Origin of the sequence: Spongiibacter taiwanensis, from assembly GCF_023702635.1 — a bacterium.
Taxonomy (GTDB): Bacteria; Pseudomonadota; Gammaproteobacteria; order Pseudomonadales; family Spongiibacteraceae; genus Spongiibacter; species Spongiibacter taiwanensis.
Genome location: NZ_CP098455.1, coordinates 649,219 through 666,816 on the forward strand (window position 1 = coordinate 649,219; position 17,598 = coordinate 666,816).

The following is a 17,598-nucleotide window of genomic DNA, read 5'->3' on the forward strand; positions in this document are numbered from 1 at the left end:
CAGAAACGGCTCAGTCGTCGCGATCTCACCGCCGGGGTGTGATATGAATTCGCTCTTCAAGGTCGCAGGCGGGGCAATGCCACACGGTGAATCCCTCGCGATTCATACTGGGCAGGGCGTAGCGGTGGCCGCAGCAGCGGCAGATGTGATCGAGTAGTCGCTTTGGGTCACTCGGGCTTTTGTCGTCAATGGTCATTATTCGCTCTCCGATTAGCCCTTATTTAACGCAATAGAATCGAAATATCTTTCCTTGGCCGGTTGCCAGACACTTCCCGTCAGCATCGACCGCTCTCAGCCGCTCTCGCACACCAAAGGATTTCGGCAACAAATACGCACCGCTCGGGCTGCGCAAATAAATCCAACCAGTATCGTTCTCACCATCGCTCAAACCTTTCGATTCTCTTGCGCTGTAATGGTAAACCCCAGCCTGGTGTGCAAAGTGTTCCTCTTCGAGCCACTCAGGATACTGCAGACGCTCGGCGCGCTGGGCAAACAAATTGCGCTGTTTCTGATTTGCTTCCTCAATAGCAGTTCGCGTGGCAAGGTCCACTGAATCGAGCTGGTAGCGATCACCTTGGTGGCGCAGGCAGAATTGGTGTTGCACCACTTTTTCGTCCGCAGAGGTGTAACTTAGCTCTGCCTGAAGCCAGCAATACCCACCGGGTCCGGTGGTATTCACAGTGAGCTGAGGCCAGTACAAGGTGGCACCCAACGGCCTGCTGACCAAGCTTACCAATTCGCCGCCTCGCCACTGATCAACTTCCAGCCTGTGATCATCCCGCTGGTTTGTTGTCGATAGATAGACCGCCAGAACTGAACCGTCGGGGCCCGGCGCAAGCTCAATGAGGCTGCTGCCTTCACGTGATTTACTGCGCATGACCGTGGCATTTTGGGTGTGCAAAGCCAGCGCTGCCAACCTGCGCCCGCTTTTACCGTAATGCGCCAGCTGAGTGCCCTGAAGGTAAGTCAGAAAACTACCGTTATCACGCTCAATGACATTGGCGTAATTTGCTAGCGTGCGCTTGGCCAACTGGCCATCAAGCTGACGAAGATCACCATCGCGACGGTGAAAATAGAGATCATCGTACTTTTGCAGCACCACCCCTGAACTCATCGATTTAACGTAGCGAAGATCACCGCTGATTTGAATCTCGCCGACCTGCTCCAGCTCCGCCGTCTGCAGGCGTAAATCCGGTACCGATTTGGCGGTGGCGGCTTTGGGAGCGTTCGGAATACATCGCTGCATACGACGACCAATCTCAGCCGCTTCGGCGAGTGTGGTCAGGGCCTTTGCTGCCTGTTGCTGACAAGGGGTGGTCTTCAGGCCACGTTGCCGGGCAAACCGCCCCGGCATAGACATACTCTTGTTAAAGGCCGCTCTGAATCGGCCAGCCTGATCACCAATGGCCCTGTCCAACTCACTTATACGCTGCGGGTCTGTGCTCTGCTCCCTCTGCCGGGAAAGCGCATTCATGGCATTTTGCGCACGGAATCTTGCTAGCGACCACAGGTTAATTTTTGACTCGTCGGCGATCCACACTTCACTGACAACGTGAGCGGAGTGCTGCTGGCTTTCAAAAAGATCGCGCAAAATCGACTGAGCACGCTCCGCCGGGAGAAAAGATGACTTATCCCCCTCCCTCGAAAACAGCAGCTTTCCCCATGCTGGGCTGGCAGGAACGGTAAAACTGGGTGCTTCACTAGCAGCTTCCGACATCACACCCGGATCACAAGCCAGTAAATAACCACTTTTCAGCTTGAAAATGAGTTTGGGGCTGTAAAAATCCAGATCACGCTGAACACTCGCGGGGAGCAGGTCTACCGGAAATTTATGGACACTTGCCTCGCCGCTACTGTGATCGTATATCTCATCTAGCCACCATGTCGCCGGGCAGTAGACCAACGGCTCTCCCATTAACGTCGTCAGCGCCAGATGGACGCGCATGCCCACCATGACCGAAAACTGGCTGTCCTCATGCCGCACGATGCGCTTGCTGAATCCCGGACTCTGACTGCTATCGGTAAGGTCGGTGTATTTATCCCCGGCAAAGCTCAAACAGGCAGAAAAAATCAGGGTAAAACAGAAAACGACTTTGCTTGGGGAGCTCACTCACTGGCCCTTATGGGTTCCTTATCTTTGCAACAGTTTACAAAACTACCGCTGTAAAAGGGGATAATGATGCAAGCGGCCGACACAATCGCATTTTTGCATGGAGCACTAGTGGTCCGTGCGGCAAATACGGTTACGCTGAGCCACAGCACAAGGGGTTTTGGCAAGGCGCAGTCCGCAGGGAATGGCCCGGCCCTTTGCAAGGGCTGCAACGCAGTCCAAAATCCCTTGTGCTGCGGCCCTTCGGGAGCGCCTGTGCGGGCGCGCCCGCCTTGCTAAGGACTGGGCCATTAGAGGCGAAACCGCCTCGGTTCGCACCCACACAGACGCTCTGAGTGTGACCTTATTTGCCGCACGGACCACTAAGCGTAATCATCCACCCCACCGGCCCGACTCAGTACCACATTACGCAATACTTCGCCTTCGCCATTGCCCCCCATGTTGCCCTGCTGATCACCCCGCGCGCCCGGATTATTGCCACCTTGACCGGTCGCGGCGTTCTGGCCTTGTCCCTGACCCTGGGCGAGACTGGCGTTAGCATTCTGGTTCATCAGGCTGACTTTTACATCGTCCAGGCGCAGGCCCTGCTGTTCAAAGCCCTGCGTCAAACGCGGCAACATTCGCTCCACCAGCTCACTGGTCTCAGCGTGCTGAGTTTGAAACTGCACACGGCTGCTATCGCCATCGAGGCTGATCTGCACTTGAATACTGCCCAGTTCTTCGGGGTGTAGTTGCACGGTGGCCGTGTGAACCCCGTTGTTCATCATATAACCCACCCGGGCTGCCATTGCCTGACTCCAGGCGGGGTCAGTGACCGCGTTCTGGCTCACGGTGAACATGGCTGGCGCTTTGGTTTGGGCCGAGTTTTGCGCACCACGCAGATCCCGCATCAAGCTGGCCAGTTCAATATCACTGTCGGCCTTCTCGGTGATAGCACCGACTTTTTCATCGCTGGTGGTTTCGCCGCTTTGCTGGACAAGGGCCTGACGGAAGCCCTCGGCGGTGGTCATTGCCTCGGGTTTGGCTAACGCCGTATCACCAAAGGCCAGCGTACCCTGGCTGGGTGCCTTGTCCGGGGTGGCTCCCGTCAGTTGGTTCAGCGCCGCCTTGGCATCGGCCGTCTTCAAGCTGCCAGGCTCACCATGGGCTTCAGCCGCCGCTCCGGTGACCGAATCGCCAGCGGTCCTTTTGGCAACCATTTGCTGCAGCATCGCCGAGAGCGCCAAACCCGACTCCGCCACGTCGTCACCCTCTGCTGCCATCTCGCCGTTCAGCGCAGTACCAACGCCCTGAGGCTGGCTGGCCAGCAAGGACTGCAACTGCGGCAATCCCTTGCCGCCGAGAGGAAAGCCCTCACCGTCGCCCAAGGCAACCTCCGATAGCAAGGATTCGGCCGACAAGGCCTCGCCCTGCTCTTGGCTGAATTGGGCCAATGCTTGGGCCTGAATGGCGGCGAAATCCTGGGGCTGACCGCCCAGCAAACTCAGCTGCTGTGCGGTAAACAGTTGATTAAAAGGGGTTTCTGCCGCGCTGGCCGCGCCCGAAGGGGCGCCTTTGCCAAGCAGGGACTCAAAGATATTACTCACTGAAATGGCCGGAGTTTGCATCGTGCAATTGCCTCTAACAGAGTTTGCGTTAGGGCCGCCAAAGCCCGTTGAAGGGGGCCAAAAGCGGCAAAATTAGGTGACTCTTTAGGGTTTAGAGCAAAGGCTGTGCCAGCGGCTTATCATAATCGGTAGCACCCCAGAAATTTGAGTGTGGCTGTGTAGGTTGGTTAAGGCGTTTTTTGGTCAGACACCGGAGCGCTAACGCGCTAGATGACCCGTATGGCGTCTCGCGACTGAATGGCACTTAATTAAACCTGTCATCCCCGCAAAGGCGCACTACTGTGCAGAATCATTTTTAGGTCGTCATGCTCGCGAACGCGGGCATCCAGAAAACCCGGCTACGTTAGCAAACATACTGGATACCCGCGTTCGCGGGTATGACGATATCCGGTGCTATCGTTGCAGGATTCCCACGTGCGCGGGTACGACGATATTTCGGTAACCCCTCCAGACGGTCGTACATTCAGGCTTTGGTAAATCAAGTCTCGTCGCGGAAGATTCTGTTTCTACTTTAAGCCAGTCATCCCCGAGAAGGCGCACTACTGAGCGGAATCATTTTTAGGTGGTCATGCTCGCGAATGCGGTCATCCAGAAAACCCGGCTACGTTAGCAAACATACTGGATACCCGCGTGCGCGGGTACGACGATATTTCAGCCCAAAGTACTGGGCACCCACGTGCGCGGGTACACTGATATTTCAGCAAAACCTGGATTCCCGCCTTCGCGGGAACGACAATTTGGGCAATATTTATCTAAAGTAAGTGCCATCCGTCTCGCATCTTGCATCTCCCGCCTTGCATCTCCCGTCCAGCATCTCCCGCCCAAAAAAAGCCCGAGGCAACGAATCACCCCGGGCTCTCTTACCACGTCACTGCGTCCGACGTCAGACCAAAGCCACTACAGCACCGGCATGCTCCGATTCCACAGGAAGCGCTGCGCGGCCATATCATCTGCCACAAACTGCTCCCGGCGATCCGCCTCTTGGGCTTCACTCTGCTGATAGCGTTCGGTCAGCTTTTCCAGGCTCATGCTGCGTTGGCGAGTGCTCATCCACTGCTGGCGTTCACCCTGCATATTGCGCTCAGCCTTATCCACCTGTTCCTGCTGCATGCCGATGGCGGTGGCGAGCTTGCTCATAAACTGTCGAGTTTCCTGCAACCGCCGCAGATCCAGTCCAGCACCGGCGGCACTGCTCGCAGCGCTGTACTCGCGGTAATACTGTTTCAGTTCATCCAGTTTGCGGCGTTGCTTGTTGGCGTTGCGCTGACTCGCGGCAAATCGCTCGGCGGCTTGCTGCTCCGCTTTGTCAGCCAGCTTCAACACACTGTCCATGCGCTCGGATTTTTTCATTCAGTTCCACTCACCAGTAGACTTAACTCATCCAGGCTTCGATCAAAGGTTTCTGATTCGTCGTAGGCCTGTTGCAGAAACCCGCTAATTTTGGGCCACAAACTGACCGCTTCATCCAATCGGGCATCACTGCCCCGCTGGTAGGCCCCAATGGTAATGAGGTCCCGGTTTTGCTGGTACAGCGAGTACATCTGCCGGAAATAGCGCACCGTATCCTGGTGGCCCTTTTCGGTGATGTCGTTCATTGCCCGGCTCACCGACTTTTCAATATCTATTGCTGGAAAATGCCCGGCATCGGCCAGCGCTCTGGACAGCACGATATGACCGTCCAATATCGCCCTGGCGGAATCCACGATGGGGTCGTTCTGATCGTCCCCTTCGGCCAGCACCGTGTAGAACGCAGTGATGGACCCTCCGCCAGCCTCGCCATTTCCAGCGCGCTCTACCAGTGCCGGTAAGCGGGCAAACACCGACGGCGGGTAGCCCTTGGTGGCGGGCGGTTCACCCACGGCCAGTGCAATCTCTCGTTGAGCTTGGGCGAAGCGGGTCAGCGAATCCATTAGTAATAACACTTGCTTACCCTGGTCCCGAAAGTGCTCAGCAATCGAGGTGGCCAGCCATGCCGCCCGCATCCGCATCAGCGGCGGGTGATCTGCAGGGGTCGCCACCACCACCGCCCGGCGCATTTCTTCCGGGCCCAGAATACTGTCGATAAATTCTTTGACTTCCCGGCCGCGCTCACCAATCAGGGCAACCACCACCACATCGGCGCTGGTAAAGCGGGTCATCATGCCCAGCAGCACACTCTTGCCCACGCCGCTGCCGGCAAACAGGCCCAGGCGCTGACCGCGACCTACTGTGAGCAGGGAATTGATTGCCCTAACCCCCACATCGAGGGGCTGCCGAATCGGCTGTCTGGACAGGGGGTTAATCGGCTCCCCCGACAATGGCCGGCTGGCGCTGCAGTGCAAGCTGCCCCGGCCATCCAGGGGCCGCCCGGCGCCGTCGAGCACGCGGCCCAACAGGCCGTCGCCAACCGGCACGTCGGAGCCTTTTTCAATGGGAATCACCCGGGCGTTGGGCATGACACCGCGCAACTCGCCGGTGGGCATGAGTAGCAGTTTGTCGTTAGCAAAGCCGACGACTTCGGTTTCCAGCCAGTTGCCATCCACCGTCTCAACCATGCAATACCCACCAACTGCTGACTTACAGCCAACCGCTTCGAGCATGGTGCCAACGACCCGCTTGAGCTTGCCTTCGACCCGGGTTTGGCCGACATCACCCAGCCGCTGCCGGTAGCCCGCTATCCGCTGGGCCAGACTGCCGCCATCGCTGTGACTGAACTCAGTCATCAACCCGGCCCCCAGACACGAAAGGAGAATTTGCAAAGGCTTGTCGCAGAATGGCCGCTAAGCGGGTTTCCAGCCGCTCATCAACTCGGGAGTTGTCATTGGCCAGCATAAAGCCACCGGGGCTGATGTTGGCGTCCTCGACAAACTGCCAGTTGCCCTCAGCAACCTCGCCGCTCTGGGCAAAATGCTGCTGCAGCGTATCGACATCGGCCGGGTGCAGATGAATTTCCAAACCGCCCCCCGCACCGGGGAGCATCGCGGTGGCCGCCTGAATTTGCTCATGAAGCCATTCGGGGTGCTGCTGCAATTCGTGACGCAGAAGCTGCGCCGCCAGGCCCACGCTTAAGCCAATGACTTCCCGCTCCAGGGATTCATCCAACTGCCCGGCGACATTACGCAAAGCCGCAATGGTGTTTTGCAGCTGCTGGCTTTGTTGGGCCAACAAATTGTGTGCCTCTTGCTGGCCCCGCCGGAGCCCTTCCTCATAACCTTGCTGCTGGGCCTGCTGGCGCAGGGCATCAAGCTCACTTTGGTGGTTTTGTTGGCGCTGGGCTTGGGTTTGGGCGTGCGCAGTCGAAGCGGCGTGAGACGAAGACCCTGCCGCGGCTTTGGCGGCTACCGCCCCCAGGTCAGCCGGCACCCAGGGGCGCACATCGCCCTGCAGCGAGGGCCGCTCTGCCTGAGCCACCGCCTCGACAGGCTGGTCGTCCCCCTCAATGCGCCGGGGAGACCAACGCTCAAAGGTCTCGGTCACGAGTATCGCCCTGACAATGCCCGTGGCGTTGGCTTACACATAATCGTCGCCACCTTTGCCCAGATCGATCTGACCGCTCTCTGCCAGTTTTCTGGCGATGGCCAAAATTTCTTTCTGGGCCTCTTCCACTTCACTGATTTTGATCGGGCCGCGGGCTTCCATATCCTCAATAATCATCTCCTTGGCGCGCTTGGACATGTTATTCAGAATCTTGTCGCGCACCCGCTCTTCAGCGCCTTTCAAGGCGATGGGCAGAATATCTGAGGGCACTTCCCGCAGCAGCATCTGAATGCCCTTGTCGGCAATATCCATCAGATTGCTGAACACAAACATCAGGTCCTGAATACGATCAGACAGGGCTTCATCCGCCTTGGCCAGGGCCTCGAGCACCCGGGTCTCTGAATCGGCATCCAGCGAGTTAATGATGCTGGCCGCCGTCATGGCGCCATCAACCGTACTGGTCTTGAAGGAGGCCGACACCGACAGTTTTTTCTTGAGCACATCCTGCAGCTGCTTCATGGCCGCCTGGGGGATGGTCTGCATGGTGGCAATGCGCATCACCACGTTTTCCTGAAGATCCGTGGGTAACGCTTTGAGCACTTTCGCCGCCTGCTCCTTGGCCAGATGGGCCAGGGTAATAGCAATGATCTGGGGGTGCTCGTCTTTGAGCATCTGCACCAGCGCCTCAGTTTCAAGCCAGCGCAGCGAATCGATTTCGAGGGCCTGCTCCTGGCCCAACACCCGGTCAGCCAGGGTTGCGCCCTTCTGTTCGCCAAGCGTATTGGTGAGCACCTTGCGGACATAGTTAGACACCCCCACACCGAGGGTATTTTCCGAGGACAGGGCCCGGTGAAACTCATTGACTACCGATTCGGCTTTGCGGTTGTCCACATCGCGGATAGACGCCATCGCCGAGCCGATTTTTTCGACATCCACCGCGTCCACATGCTTGAGCACCTTGGCCGCCTGGTCTTCACCCAACATCAGTAGCAGAAGCGCCGCTTTCTCACTGCCCGCTACTGTCATCGCATTAAGACTCGCCATTTTCTGCCACCCACCGTTTTACCACCTGTGCCACTCGCCGGGGGTCTTGCTCTGCCGCCGCCCGAACATCATTCATTTTTTGCTCAAAGGCCGGTGCTCCCGGCCCCGCCAGCGCCGCTACCGGGCGCTGCATCACTTCACCGCTGAGGCCATCCTCTTCGCCACGGGGCAAGGCCGGTGGCGGCTGATTGGCCTGCATCAGATTGCGCAGGGCTGGGCGAATGACGGTGAAGACAATGATCAACACCGCAAGCCCTGCCAGAATCTGCTTGATTAAACTGGCGAACCAGGGCTGCTCCCAAAAGCCGGGAGCCGACACTTCTTCAAGCTCCGCGGTTTCCATGCGGAAATCCGCCGACATGACCGTCACCCGATCACCGCGCTCGCCATCAAAACCCACCGCATCTTTTACCAGCGAAGTCAGCTGGCCAATCTCTGCCTCGCTCAAGGGCTGGGAGATCACCTGCCCCTCTTCGTTGGTAATCCGTTTGTTGTCCACCACCACGGCCACCGACAGACGGCGAATCATGCCGCTGGAGCTCACGGTGTGGTTGAGCACCCGCTCAATTTCGTAGTTGCGCACCACCGAACGAGTACCGTTCACGTCGCCATTGTCGGCACCCTTCGTGCCGGCCATCGGCGGCTGATTACTCAGGGCACCGGGCACGCCGGCGGCATTAGCGGGGTCACCATCAAGGGGGCCGCGCTCATTGATCTGTTCACTGCGCACCACCTGACGATCCGGGTTCCAGCTCTCGCGGCTTTCCTGCACAGTGGAGAAATCCACATCCGCGGCCACTTGCACCTGCACTCGGCCGGAACCTGCAAAGGGCCGGATCAAACCGGCCACCCGCTCCTCATAGCCCGCTTCAATGCGGCGCTGATAATCCAATTGCCGGGTACTGACACTGAGCTGATCCTGACTTTCCTTCTCGGAGAGCTGGTTGCCCAATTGATCCACCACGGTGACATCTTCCGGTTGCATGCCGGTCACACTGGTCGCCACCAGATTGACGATGGCATCCACACTGCCCTTCTGAATGCGGCTCCCCGGGTATACGTCGAGCATAATGGACGCCGTTGGCGGCTTGCGATCCCGGATAAATACGGATTGCTTGGGAATGGCCAGATGCACGCGCGCCTTGCGCACCTGCTGGATACTTTCGATGGTTCTGGCCAGTTCCTGCTCCAGGGCGTAGTGATATTTTTTAGACTGCATAAACTCACTAACACCAAATCCCTGCTGCTGATCGAGCATGGCCATACCGCTGCCATCGCGCATCACACCTTCGCCCGCCAATTTCAGCCGCGCATCGTGCAACTGCTGGGCAGGAACCATGATCGAACCCGTGCTGTCCTGGACTTTGTAGGGAATATTGGCGGCATTGAGGGCGTCAACCACTGCGGCAGCCCGCTCCGGCGCCAGGCCGGTGTACAAACTGCGGTAGTCCGGCCCCTGGGACCAGAGCACCGCTGCCACACCGAGTGCCACGCTGGCGGCGATGCCGATCAGGATCAACAGCTGACGGGTAATGGGATTCCCCGCCAACTGGTTGAGCAGCAGATTGGGCGCTTTGCCTTGTTGTTCAGCCATGATGCTTTCTCAGCTCCGGGGTTAGATCGACATCCGCATGACTTCCTGGTAGGCGTCCACAAACTTGTTGCGGACCTCTACCAGCGCCTTGAACGACACATCTGCTTTTTGGGAGGCAACCATCACCTCGGTCAACGACACATTCTTATCGCCGCTGGAAAACGCCGCCGACAGAGCACCCGATTTGGATTGCATCTCGTTAACCGCATCAATCGACTGGGTCAGCAGCTGGGAAAAGCCGGTCTGCTGAGGGCCGCCAACACTGCCAGTGCGCAGCTCGCCGGGGTTGGGATTGACCCGATCCAGCTCGCCAGTGTTCTGCGCCATCGGATTCTGGGCAGGCATCGCCGTTTGCTGACGAATGGTCCGAATCTGACTCAGCAGTTGGTTGACACTCAAACTATCACTCATGGCTATCTACCTAGCTGGCGCTGTGCTCGCGCAGGCGAGCCAGTTTGTAACGAAGGGTACGTGGGCTGATGCCAAGAATCTCAGCAGCTTCTTTTTTGGACTTGCCGCGGCGCAGGGCGTCGTTAATCACCAAGCGTTCCTGGTCGCGGATAATACCGCTCAGCGGCGCATCCATTTCCGGGTCGTCAGGGTGGTCACTGGCTGCCATATCGCTATCGGCAACATAAGGTGCGGCACTGCTCATCAAATTCAGCCCGGTCTCAAACTGAATATCGACCTCATCGATGTAATCGTCCTGGCGCAAAATCAGCGCCCGCTGAATCACATTGTCGAGTTCCCTCACGTTGCCGGGCCAGGTGTAATCACAGAGCTTGCGGCGAGCCGCATCGGTAAGCACGCTCTGGGGGTGACGCACACCGGGTTGGCGGGCCAAAAAGTGCTCAGCCAGGGGGAGAATGTCGTCCCGGCGCTCGTTAAGACGGGGCACATAAAGGGGAAACACATTCAGTCGATAAAACAGGTCTTCCCGGAAGCGGCCAGCGTTGACCGCCGCCTTCAGATCCCGGTTGGTGGTGGCGATCAGGCGCACATCCAACGTAATCGTTTTGCGACTACCCAGGCGCTCCACCTCCCGCTCCTGCAACACCCGCAGTAACTTGGCTTGCAACCCCAGATCCATCTCCGAGATTTCATCCAGCAGCAAGGTTCCCCCCTGCGCCTGCTCGAATTTACCGGCATGGCTGGAAATAGCCCCGGTGAAGGCCCCTTTCTCGTAACCAAACAGCATGGCCTCGAGCATGTTTTCGGGAATGGCTGCGCAGTTCACCGCCACAAAAGGGCCGTCGGCCCGGCGGGACTGGCTGTGAATGAAACGGGCGTAAATCTCCTTGCCCGCGCCACTGGCACCGCAGAGCAACACCGAGGCATCGGTCTGGGCGACCCGCTTGGCCAGTCCTTTCACCGTTTTGGAAGCGATATCGGCAGCGATCAACTCAGGCATGACCACAACCCTCGCTTACCAGCGGGCTGGGTTGCTTGGCCAGTGAATCCAGGTAGCGCAGCATCATGTCACTGGCCTGGCGCAGCTCCTGCTCGCACAGGCCAAGGTCGGCACTGACAAGCCGCTGGGGCGCCGTGCGGGACGCGGAGGGTCTGATTTTCGCAATGATTGCTTTCATAGTCCTAACGCCTAATAACAGTCGCTTTTGGCTAGGATCTGCAATCACCGTGCCAGTGTTTTTAATTGTTATTTTTCAAATACTTATATATATCCCTCAGGATTTTGACGGATTTTTGGCGCTGGGGTTTTGGCGTTGCCAAGTGCTATTTTGAGATGAGACGCCCCATCGACTAGAGAATCCCAGTGAAATTGCGCATAAATCCCATATGCTCAGTTGCGAATGCCAATACGATGGGGACAGAGTGACTGTATGCGATTGTCATGGCTCGTGAATTTCGACAAAGATCAGTTTTTTGAAACTTGGACAGCAGCCCCGGCATCAAGCCATCACCTTCGTCAATCCAGGAACTTTATTCAATCGCCTGTAACGTATACTCTTTCCAATCATGCATTTTCTCTAACCACGCTTATCGACATGAAAAGCCACATCCGCATCATCTATATGCTTGTCGCGCTGATTGCATCGCAATCCGTGTGGGCAATGCTGGATGAACACGGCATTAGTGGCGACACTGCAGCTAGCGAAGAATTACGCCATGATGGGCACTCCGCAGATGTGAGTGATAAAGAACAGCATAGCGATGATGCAGAGAGCTGCGTTCACTGCTGTCATTGTCATTTTCATCAAACGACCTTCTTACCCCCCTCTAATGCCCTCGTTGAGCAGACTGGCCGAGGCACGAAAGCCATGAACTATTTCGCCTGGCTAACGGAAGCTCATCAAACCACGCCGTTCAGACCGCCAATCCACTAAATCCTGTTTCAACCAAAACTTTTTTGCGTTAACACAACAGGATTAATCCATGAATATCTTGTATTTCCCGTGCGGGCGGTGGCTTGCACTGGTGCTGTGCTTGGCTGCGCCTGCGGCCCAGGCACAGCTGACACTGCAGGAAGCGATCACTCGCGCGCTTGACGAAAACCCTCAGCTACAGGTTTTTCCTTTACGGCAGAAAGCCGCTAAAGCGCAACGAGAATCCACCAATATGAGTCCCGGTTACACACTGGGTATTGGCACGGAAAATCTCGCAGGTAGTGGCGAGTTCTCCGGAGCCGACAAGGCGGAATACGCACTCTCTATAGGTTCGGTTATCGAGCTTGGTGGTAAACGCTCAGCCCGTACCGCAGTGGCCGACACTCGCTACGCGAAAATTGTTCTAGAGCGAGAGGTCGCCGCTCTGGATTTGATCGCTGCGGTAACCCAAGGCTTTGTTACCGTTCTCAGTTTGCAACAGCAAATTGAAGTCGAAGATCAGGCTTTGCAACTTGCTAACGAAACCTTGGCTGTTGCCTCACGTTTTGCCCGCAAAGGCGCGGCGCCGGATGCCGACCGACTCAGGGCGAAAGCGCAGCAGGCTCAGGTAGAACTGAATCTTGCGACGCTGCAGGCCAAATACGATGCCGAAAAGTTCGCGCTGGCAACGTTGTGGGACGCAAGCGAAGCTCAGTTTGAAGAGGTCAGCGGGAACCTCTTTGCTCACCCGGTGCCGGGAGACTTTCCCAATCTATGGCGTCGCGTCGTGTCGTCCCCCGGCATAGCGATACTGGCGTCCGAACAGAGAATAGCTGAGGCCGAACTGGCACTGGTACGCAGTCAATCCAGCGCCAATGTTGGTTGGCGTCTAGGCGTGCGGCGCGATCAGTTCAGCGGCGACTCGAGTTTGATCGCCAGCATGGACATTCCTCTATTCTCAGGCAGGCGCAATCGCGGCGAAGAAAAGGCGGCACGAGCGCAGCTGGAAAGCCAAGCCTACCGCCAGCAGGAGGCACGTCTCGCACTGCGCAGAGGCCTTTATCGGGCCTGGAAGACCTACCAGCAGAGTCAATTGGCAACCAGCTCCCTCCAGACCGACGTCATCCCAGCACTAGAATCGGCACAAGCCCATACTCGCCGCGCCTATGAACAAGGGCGCTATCGCTATAGCGACTGGTTAGCGGTTCAGAAGGAACTGCTGGACGCACAGCGGCGGCTGATCAGCGAGGCAACCAATGCCCTCTACCATCAGGCCTTGATCGAACAGCTTACAGCGACTCCGCTTAACGGGGAGAGCCGCCATGACTGATAAATTCGGAAAACACACCATGAAAATCACGACGACTTTAAAATACTTTTTGCTCGGAACCTTTCTCTCCTTGCCCGCACAACAAACCCTTGCTGGTGGGGGGCATGACAATCATGGCGCTGCAGACCATTCGAAGTCCGTAAATCACGAAGATGCTGAGCATGAACACGATGAGGGAACGCCATCGACCACCATTTCCGAAGTCATGGCTAGCCGCAATGGTATTCGCACTGGCATCGCAGCCCCCGGCACCATAGAACGTCATCTCAGGGTTTACGGTCGCCTTGAATTGCCACCGGATCAACGCATTGAAGTCCGGGCCCGCTTTGCTGGTCTGGTGAAATCCGTCAGCGCTCGTGTTGGCCAGCAAGTTGGCAAGGGTGAGGTACTGGCCATCATTGAATCCAACGACAGCTTAAAAGATTACGCGATCCGCGTGCCTATTGCGGGTGTCATCCAGTCTCGCCAGACCAGTGTCGGTGAGATCAGTGGTAATGCCCCCTTGTTTACCGTGGTGGATACCCAGCAACTGTGGGCCACCTTGCAGGTATTTTCCGCCCAGCGTTTTGAAGTAAAGCCGGGGCTACCGGTGCACGTTGTACACAACGGTCACCGTCACGACAGCAGCATAGAATCCCTCGCCCCCGCAGACCAGGGCGAACCTTACATCCTGGCCCGCGTAGCGCTCGATAATCCTGATGGGGATATGGCACCCGGCGACCTAGTAAGCGGTGAAATCGATGCGGAAATCATTAGCGCTCCGCTGGTTGTGGAAAGCCGGGCGCTGCAGCAGCTTGACGGCAACACGGTGGTTTTTGTTCAGCAAGGCGATGAATACCACGCACAGGTTGTAAAAACCGGTCGCAGCGATGGCCGCCATACAGAGGTGTTGTCGGGGCTGGACGCGGGTGCGCACTACGTCGTCGAGAACAGCTATCTGATCAAGGCCGATATCGAAAAATCCGGCGCAGCTCACGAACACTGAAGGAGAGAAACATGATTGATTCAATTGTGCGGCTCTCCATCGAGAGGCGCTTTCTGATGCTGAGTCTCATACTAGTTCTGACCGGGATGGGCATCTGGAGTTATCAGCAGCTTCCCATTGACGCCGTACCGGACATTACCAATGTGCAGGTACAAATCAATACCGAAGCGCCGGGTTACTCCCCCCTCGAGGCCGAGCAGCGGATCACCTTTCCGGTTGAAACAGCGCTCTATGGGTTACCGCAACTGGATTACACCCGCTCGCTGTCCCGCTACGGCCTGTCGCAGGTTACCGTGGTGTTTGAGGAAGGCACGGATATCTACCACGCCCGCAATCTGATTGACGAGCGACTGGCCGCCATCAAAAGCGCCTTACCCTCGGGCCTTGAACCCCGGATGGGGCCAATTGCTACTGGCCTGGGCGAAATATTCAGTTACACCGTACAGGCAGACGAAGACAGCCTTCAGCCCAGTGGCGAACCGTGGGATGCAACCGCACTACGGGAAATTCAGGACTGGATTATTAAACCGCAGATGGCTCAGGTTCGCGGCGTGGTGGAGATCAACACCATTGGTGGTTTCGACAAGCAATACCACGTAACACCGAATCCGATGAAGTTGCTGGAGCACGGCATCACCTTGCAGGATATCGCTGGTGCTTTACAGGCCAACAACAATAATCGTGGTGCTGGCTATATCGAGCGCAATGGTGAGCAGATACTGGTGCGCTCGCCGGGGCAGCTTCAGACCATTATCGACATAGAACACGTGGTTGTCGGTCTCCACGGCTCAGCCCCCGTCATGGTCAAAGACGTGGCTGAGGTTGCTATTGGCAAGGAGCTGCGTACCGGCGCAGCCACCCGCGATGGTAAAGAAACGGTGTTGGGCACTGCCATGATGTTGACCGGTGCAAACTCGCGCACGGTGGCCCGAGATCTTGCGGCCAAGCTGGAAAGTGTCAAAGCCTCTTTACCGGACGGTATCAAGGTAGAAACCGTTTACGACCGCACAACACTGGTGGATAAAACCATCGTCACCGTGCAGAAAAACCTGCTGGAAGGCGCGTTGCTGGTCATCGTGGTGCTGTTTCTGCTGCTCGGCAATATTCGTGCAGCCTTGATTACCGCTGCGGTCATACCGCTTTCCATGATGGCAACCATTACCGGGATGGTACGCACCGGCGTTTCTGCCAACCTGATGAGTTTGGGGGCGCTGGACTTTGGACTGATTGTTGACGGTGCGGTGATCATCGTTGAAAACTGCATTCGGCGATTGAGTCATACTGGTCAAACGCTGGCATTACGCGAGCGTCTTGAGGTGGTGTATGACGCGACGCGGGAGGTGATCCGCCCCAGCCTGTTTGGCGTGGCCATCATCACCGTTGTTTACATCCCAATCTTTACCCTCAGCGGGGTGGAAGGAAAAATGTTCCACCCAATGGCTGCCACCGTTGTGATGGCCTTGCTGGCAGCCATGATCATCTCGCTCATGCTGGTTCCTGCAGCGGTTGCGGTGTTTATGAAGGGCCCGATCCAGGAGCAGGAAAGCCGGATCATCCGCTCTGGCAAAAATCTGTATCGCCCGCTGCTGGAAAAGGCGCTCGCCCTGCCTGGCATGGTTGTCACAAGCGCAGCGCTGTTGGTGGCGTTTTGCCTGTGGCTGGCAACCACACTGGGCTCGGAGTTTATACCCCAGCTCGACGAGGGCGACATCGCCCTACATGCCATGCGGATACCCGGCACTGGGCTTGAGCAATCCATCAAATTGCAGGAGATACTCGAAGAGCGCCTGAAAGGCTTTCCGGAAGTCGATAAGGTATTCGCTAAAATCGGCACACCAGAAGTGGCCACCGATCCCATGCCACCCAATGTCGCTGACAACTTTGTGATGCTGAAACCTCGAGGTCAATGGCCTGATCCAGGCCGTTCCAAGGCAGAGCTGGTAAATGCAATGGAAGAAGCACTCGAAGCCTTACCGGGCAACAACTACGAGTTTACCCAACCCATTCAAATGCGGTTTAACGAGTTAATTTCCGGTGTACGGGCGGATCTGGGCATCAAAGTATTCGGTGATGATCTGGATCAGCTGGAAAAAACCGCCGACGACATTTTGGCGGTGGTTCAGGAAGTCGATGGCGCCGCTGACGCGCGTGTGGAGCAGGTCAGCGGTTTGCCCATGTTGTCGATTATTCCCAACCGCATTGCACTGGCCCGCTACGGTTTGACAGTTGATGACCTGCAATCCCTGATTGCGGCGGGCATCGGCGGTGAAGAGGTTGGGCTGATTTACGAAGGGGATCGCCGCTTTACCCTTGCCTTACGGTTACCCGAAGCGATACGGCGCGACATCGACAGCCTTGGATTTTTGCCGGTTCCCCTACCCAATGGCAACTATGTTCCGCTGGCGGAAGTCGCCGCGCTACAGCTTAAACCGGCGCCGGCGCAAATCAGCCGGGAAAACGGCAAGCGTCGCGTGGTCGTTACCGCCAACGTGCGAAACCGGGATCTGGGCAGTTTTGTGGATGAGGTTGAACGTCAGATTGTCGAAAAGGTGGATTTGCCCAGTGGCTACTGGTTGGATTACGGAGGCACCTTTGAGCAACTGCAATCCGCCAGCCAGCGGCTGGCGCTCGTGGTGCCCGTCACACTGGCCATTATTATCGGGCTATTGGTAATGGCCTTCGGTTCTTTAAAGGATTCACTGATCATCTTTACCGGTGTGCCCCTGGCCCTGACCGGCGGCGTATTGGCCTTGTGGCTACGCGATCTTCCCCTATCAATTTCGGCAGGCGTTGGCTTTATTGCGCTCTCGGGGGTTGCGGTCTTGAATGGCTTGGTGATGCTGGCCTTTATTCGTGACCTTTGGCACGAGACGGGCGATTTGCGTGAGGCTATCATTGAAGGAGCGCTAATTCGGCTACGCCCGGTATTGATGACAGCTTTGGTTGCCAGCCTGGGGTTTGTGCCAATGGCCTTGAATACGGGTACCGGAGCTGAGGTTCAACGCCCGCTGGCCACGGTGGTGATCGGCGGCATTATCTCGTCGACCTTGTTGACCTTATTTGTATTGCCGGTGCTTTATCGCTGGGTACACCGGCGAAATCAAACCGACTAGCCTATCAGAATTGACTGGCAGCAAAACGGCTGCCA

15 protein-coding genes are annotated in these 17,598 nt (G+C 57.0%); 4 read left to right on the forward strand and 11 right to left on the reverse strand.

The features are described from left to right. Positions 1-25: 25 nt before the first annotated feature. The 11 genes from NCG89_RS03160 to NCG89_RS03210 all read right to left on the reverse strand — a co-directional run bounded on the left by NCG89_RS03160 (position 26) and on the right by NCG89_RS03210 (position 11,400). On the reverse strand, positions 26-196 hold the full coding sequence (locus NCG89_RS03160) for a hypothetical protein (RefSeq protein WP_251088321.1): 171 nt from the start codon (positions 194-196) through the stop codon (positions 26-28). Between the two features lie 21 nt (positions 197-217). Then, positions 218-2,110 carry a hypothetical protein gene (locus tag NCG89_RS03165; RefSeq protein WP_251088322.1) on the reverse strand — a complete coding sequence of 631 codons (1,893 nt, stop codon included), beginning with the start codon at positions 2,108-2,110 and terminating at the stop codon, positions 218-220. Positions 2,111-2,472: 362 nt separating this feature from the next. After that, positions 2,473-3,696 carry a flagellar hook-length control protein FliK gene (locus tag NCG89_RS03170; RefSeq protein WP_251088323.1) on the reverse strand — a complete coding sequence of 408 codons (1,224 nt, stop codon included), beginning with the start codon at positions 3,694-3,696 and terminating at the stop codon, positions 2,473-2,475. A gap of 918 nt (positions 3,697-4,614) precedes the next feature. Then, complete coding sequence (fliJ, locus tag NCG89_RS03175) at positions 4,615-5,067, reverse strand: flagellar export protein FliJ (protein ID WP_251088324.1); 453 nt, start codon at positions 5,065-5,067, stop codon at positions 4,615-4,617. After that, entirely contained in the window at positions 5,064-6,419 is a 1,356-nt protein-coding gene (gene fliI / locus NCG89_RS03180; RefSeq protein ID WP_251088325.1) for a flagellar protein export ATPase FliI, read from the reverse strand. The genes fliJ and fliI overlap by 4 nt, the downstream gene beginning before the upstream one ends. Next, positions 6,412-7,173: a FliH/SctL family protein gene (locus NCG89_RS03185; protein ID WP_251088326.1), complete on the reverse strand. Its 762-nt coding sequence runs from the start codon at positions 7,171-7,173 to the stop codon at positions 6,412-6,414. Before NCG89_RS03185 ends, fliI begins: the two co-directional genes overlap by 8 nt. A 33-nt stretch (positions 7,174-7,206) precedes the next feature. Beyond that, entirely contained in the window at positions 7,207-8,217 is a 1,011-nt protein-coding gene (fliG, locus tag NCG89_RS03190) for a flagellar motor switch protein FliG (RefSeq protein ID WP_251088327.1), read from the reverse strand. Beyond that, the gene (gene fliF, locus NCG89_RS03195) at positions 8,204-9,811 is read right to left on the reverse strand and encodes a flagellar basal-body MS-ring/collar protein FliF (protein WP_251088328.1); all 1,608 of its coding nucleotides are present in this window, start codon (positions 9,809-9,811) and stop codon (positions 8,204-8,206) included. The genes fliG and fliF overlap by 14 nt, the downstream gene beginning before the upstream one ends. Positions 9,812-9,832: 21 nt before the next feature. After that, positions 9,833-10,222 (reverse strand): flagellar hook-basal body complex protein FliE, encoded by a 390-nt coding sequence (fliE, locus tag NCG89_RS03200; RefSeq protein ID WP_251088329.1) that lies wholly within the window; start codon positions 10,220-10,222, stop codon positions 9,833-9,835. A gap of 10 nt (positions 10,223-10,232) precedes the next feature. Further along, positions 10,233-11,222: a sigma-54 interaction domain-containing protein gene (locus tag NCG89_RS03205; RefSeq protein WP_251088330.1), complete on the reverse strand. Its 990-nt coding sequence runs from the start codon at positions 11,220-11,222 to the stop codon at positions 10,233-10,235. Then, on the reverse strand, positions 11,215-11,400 hold the full coding sequence (locus NCG89_RS03210) for a hypothetical protein (protein WP_251088331.1): 186 nt from the start codon (positions 11,398-11,400) through the stop codon (positions 11,215-11,217). The genes NCG89_RS03205 and NCG89_RS03210 overlap by 8 nt, the downstream gene beginning before the upstream one ends. Positions 11,401-11,652: 252 nt before the next feature. On the opposite strand from NCG89_RS03210, the gene NCG89_RS03215 reads away from it, so the two are divergent. The 4 genes from NCG89_RS03215 to NCG89_RS03230 are packed head-to-tail and all read left to right on the forward strand — an operon-like array spanning position 11,653 to position 17,563. Next, entirely contained in the window at positions 11,653-12,156 is a 504-nt protein-coding gene (locus NCG89_RS03215; RefSeq protein WP_251088332.1) for a hypothetical protein, read from the forward strand. A 49-nt stretch (positions 12,157-12,205) separates the two neighbouring features. Then, positions 12,206-13,465 carry a TolC family protein gene (locus tag NCG89_RS03220; protein ID WP_251088333.1) on the forward strand — a complete coding sequence of 420 codons (1,260 nt, stop codon included), beginning with the start codon at positions 12,206-12,208 and terminating at the stop codon, positions 13,463-13,465. Further along, positions 13,458-14,450, forward strand: coding sequence for an efflux RND transporter periplasmic adaptor subunit (locus NCG89_RS03225; RefSeq protein ID WP_251088334.1), 993 nt, complete (start codon positions 13,458-13,460; stop codon positions 14,448-14,450). Before NCG89_RS03220 ends, NCG89_RS03225 begins: the two co-directional genes overlap by 8 nt. Before the next feature lie 11 nt (positions 14,451-14,461). After that, entirely contained in the window at positions 14,462-17,563 is a 3,102-nt protein-coding gene (locus NCG89_RS03230; RefSeq protein ID WP_251088335.1) for an efflux RND transporter permease subunit, read from the forward strand. The last annotated feature ends 35 nt before the right edge of the window (positions 17,564-17,598 follow it).

What these genes read in the sequence shown, in the direction of transcription:
- NCG89_RS03160 (WP_251088321.1), bottom strand. Translation starts at nt 196, where the DNA reads ATGACCATTGACGACAAAAGCCCGAGTGACCCAAAGCGACTACTCGAT.
- fliJ (WP_251088324.1), bottom strand. Translation starts at nt 5,067, where the DNA reads ATGAAAAAATCCGAGCGCATGGACAGTGTGTTGAAGCTGGCTGACAAA.
- fliI (WP_251088325.1), bottom strand. Translation starts at nt 6,419, where the DNA reads ATGACTGAGTTCAGTCACAGCGATGGCGGCAGTCTGGCCCAGCGGATA.
- fliG (WP_251088327.1), bottom strand. Translation starts at nt 8,217, where the DNA reads ATGGCGAGTCTTAATGCGATGACAGTAGCGGGCAGTGAGAAAGCGGCG.
- fliF (WP_251088328.1), bottom strand. Translation starts at nt 9,811, where the DNA reads ATGGCTGAACAACAAGGCAAAGCGCCCAATCTGCTGCTCAACCAGTTG.
- fliE (WP_251088329.1), bottom strand. Translation starts at nt 10,222, where the DNA reads ATGAGTGATAGTTTGAGTGTCAACCAACTGCTGAGTCAGATTCGGACC.
- NCG89_RS03205 (WP_251088330.1), bottom strand. Translation starts at nt 11,222, where the DNA reads ATGCCTGAGTTGATCGCTGCCGATATCGCTTCCAAAACGGTGAAAGGA.
- NCG89_RS03210 (WP_251088331.1), bottom strand. Translation starts at nt 11,400, where the DNA reads ATGAAAGCAATCATTGCGAAAATCAGACCCTCCGCGTCCCGCACGGCG.
- NCG89_RS03215 (WP_251088332.1), top strand. Translation starts at nt 11,653, where the DNA reads ATGCGATTGTCATGGCTCGTGAATTTCGACAAAGATCAGTTTTTTGAA.
- NCG89_RS03220 (WP_251088333.1), top strand. Translation starts at nt 12,206, where the DNA reads ATGAATATCTTGTATTTCCCGTGCGGGCGGTGGCTTGCACTGGTGCTG.
- NCG89_RS03225 (WP_251088334.1), top strand. Translation starts at nt 13,458, where the DNA reads ATGACTGATAAATTCGGAAAACACACCATGAAAATCACGACGACTTTA.
- NCG89_RS03230 (WP_251088335.1), top strand. Translation starts at nt 14,462, where the DNA reads ATGATTGATTCAATTGTGCGGCTCTCCATCGAGAGGCGCTTTCTGATG.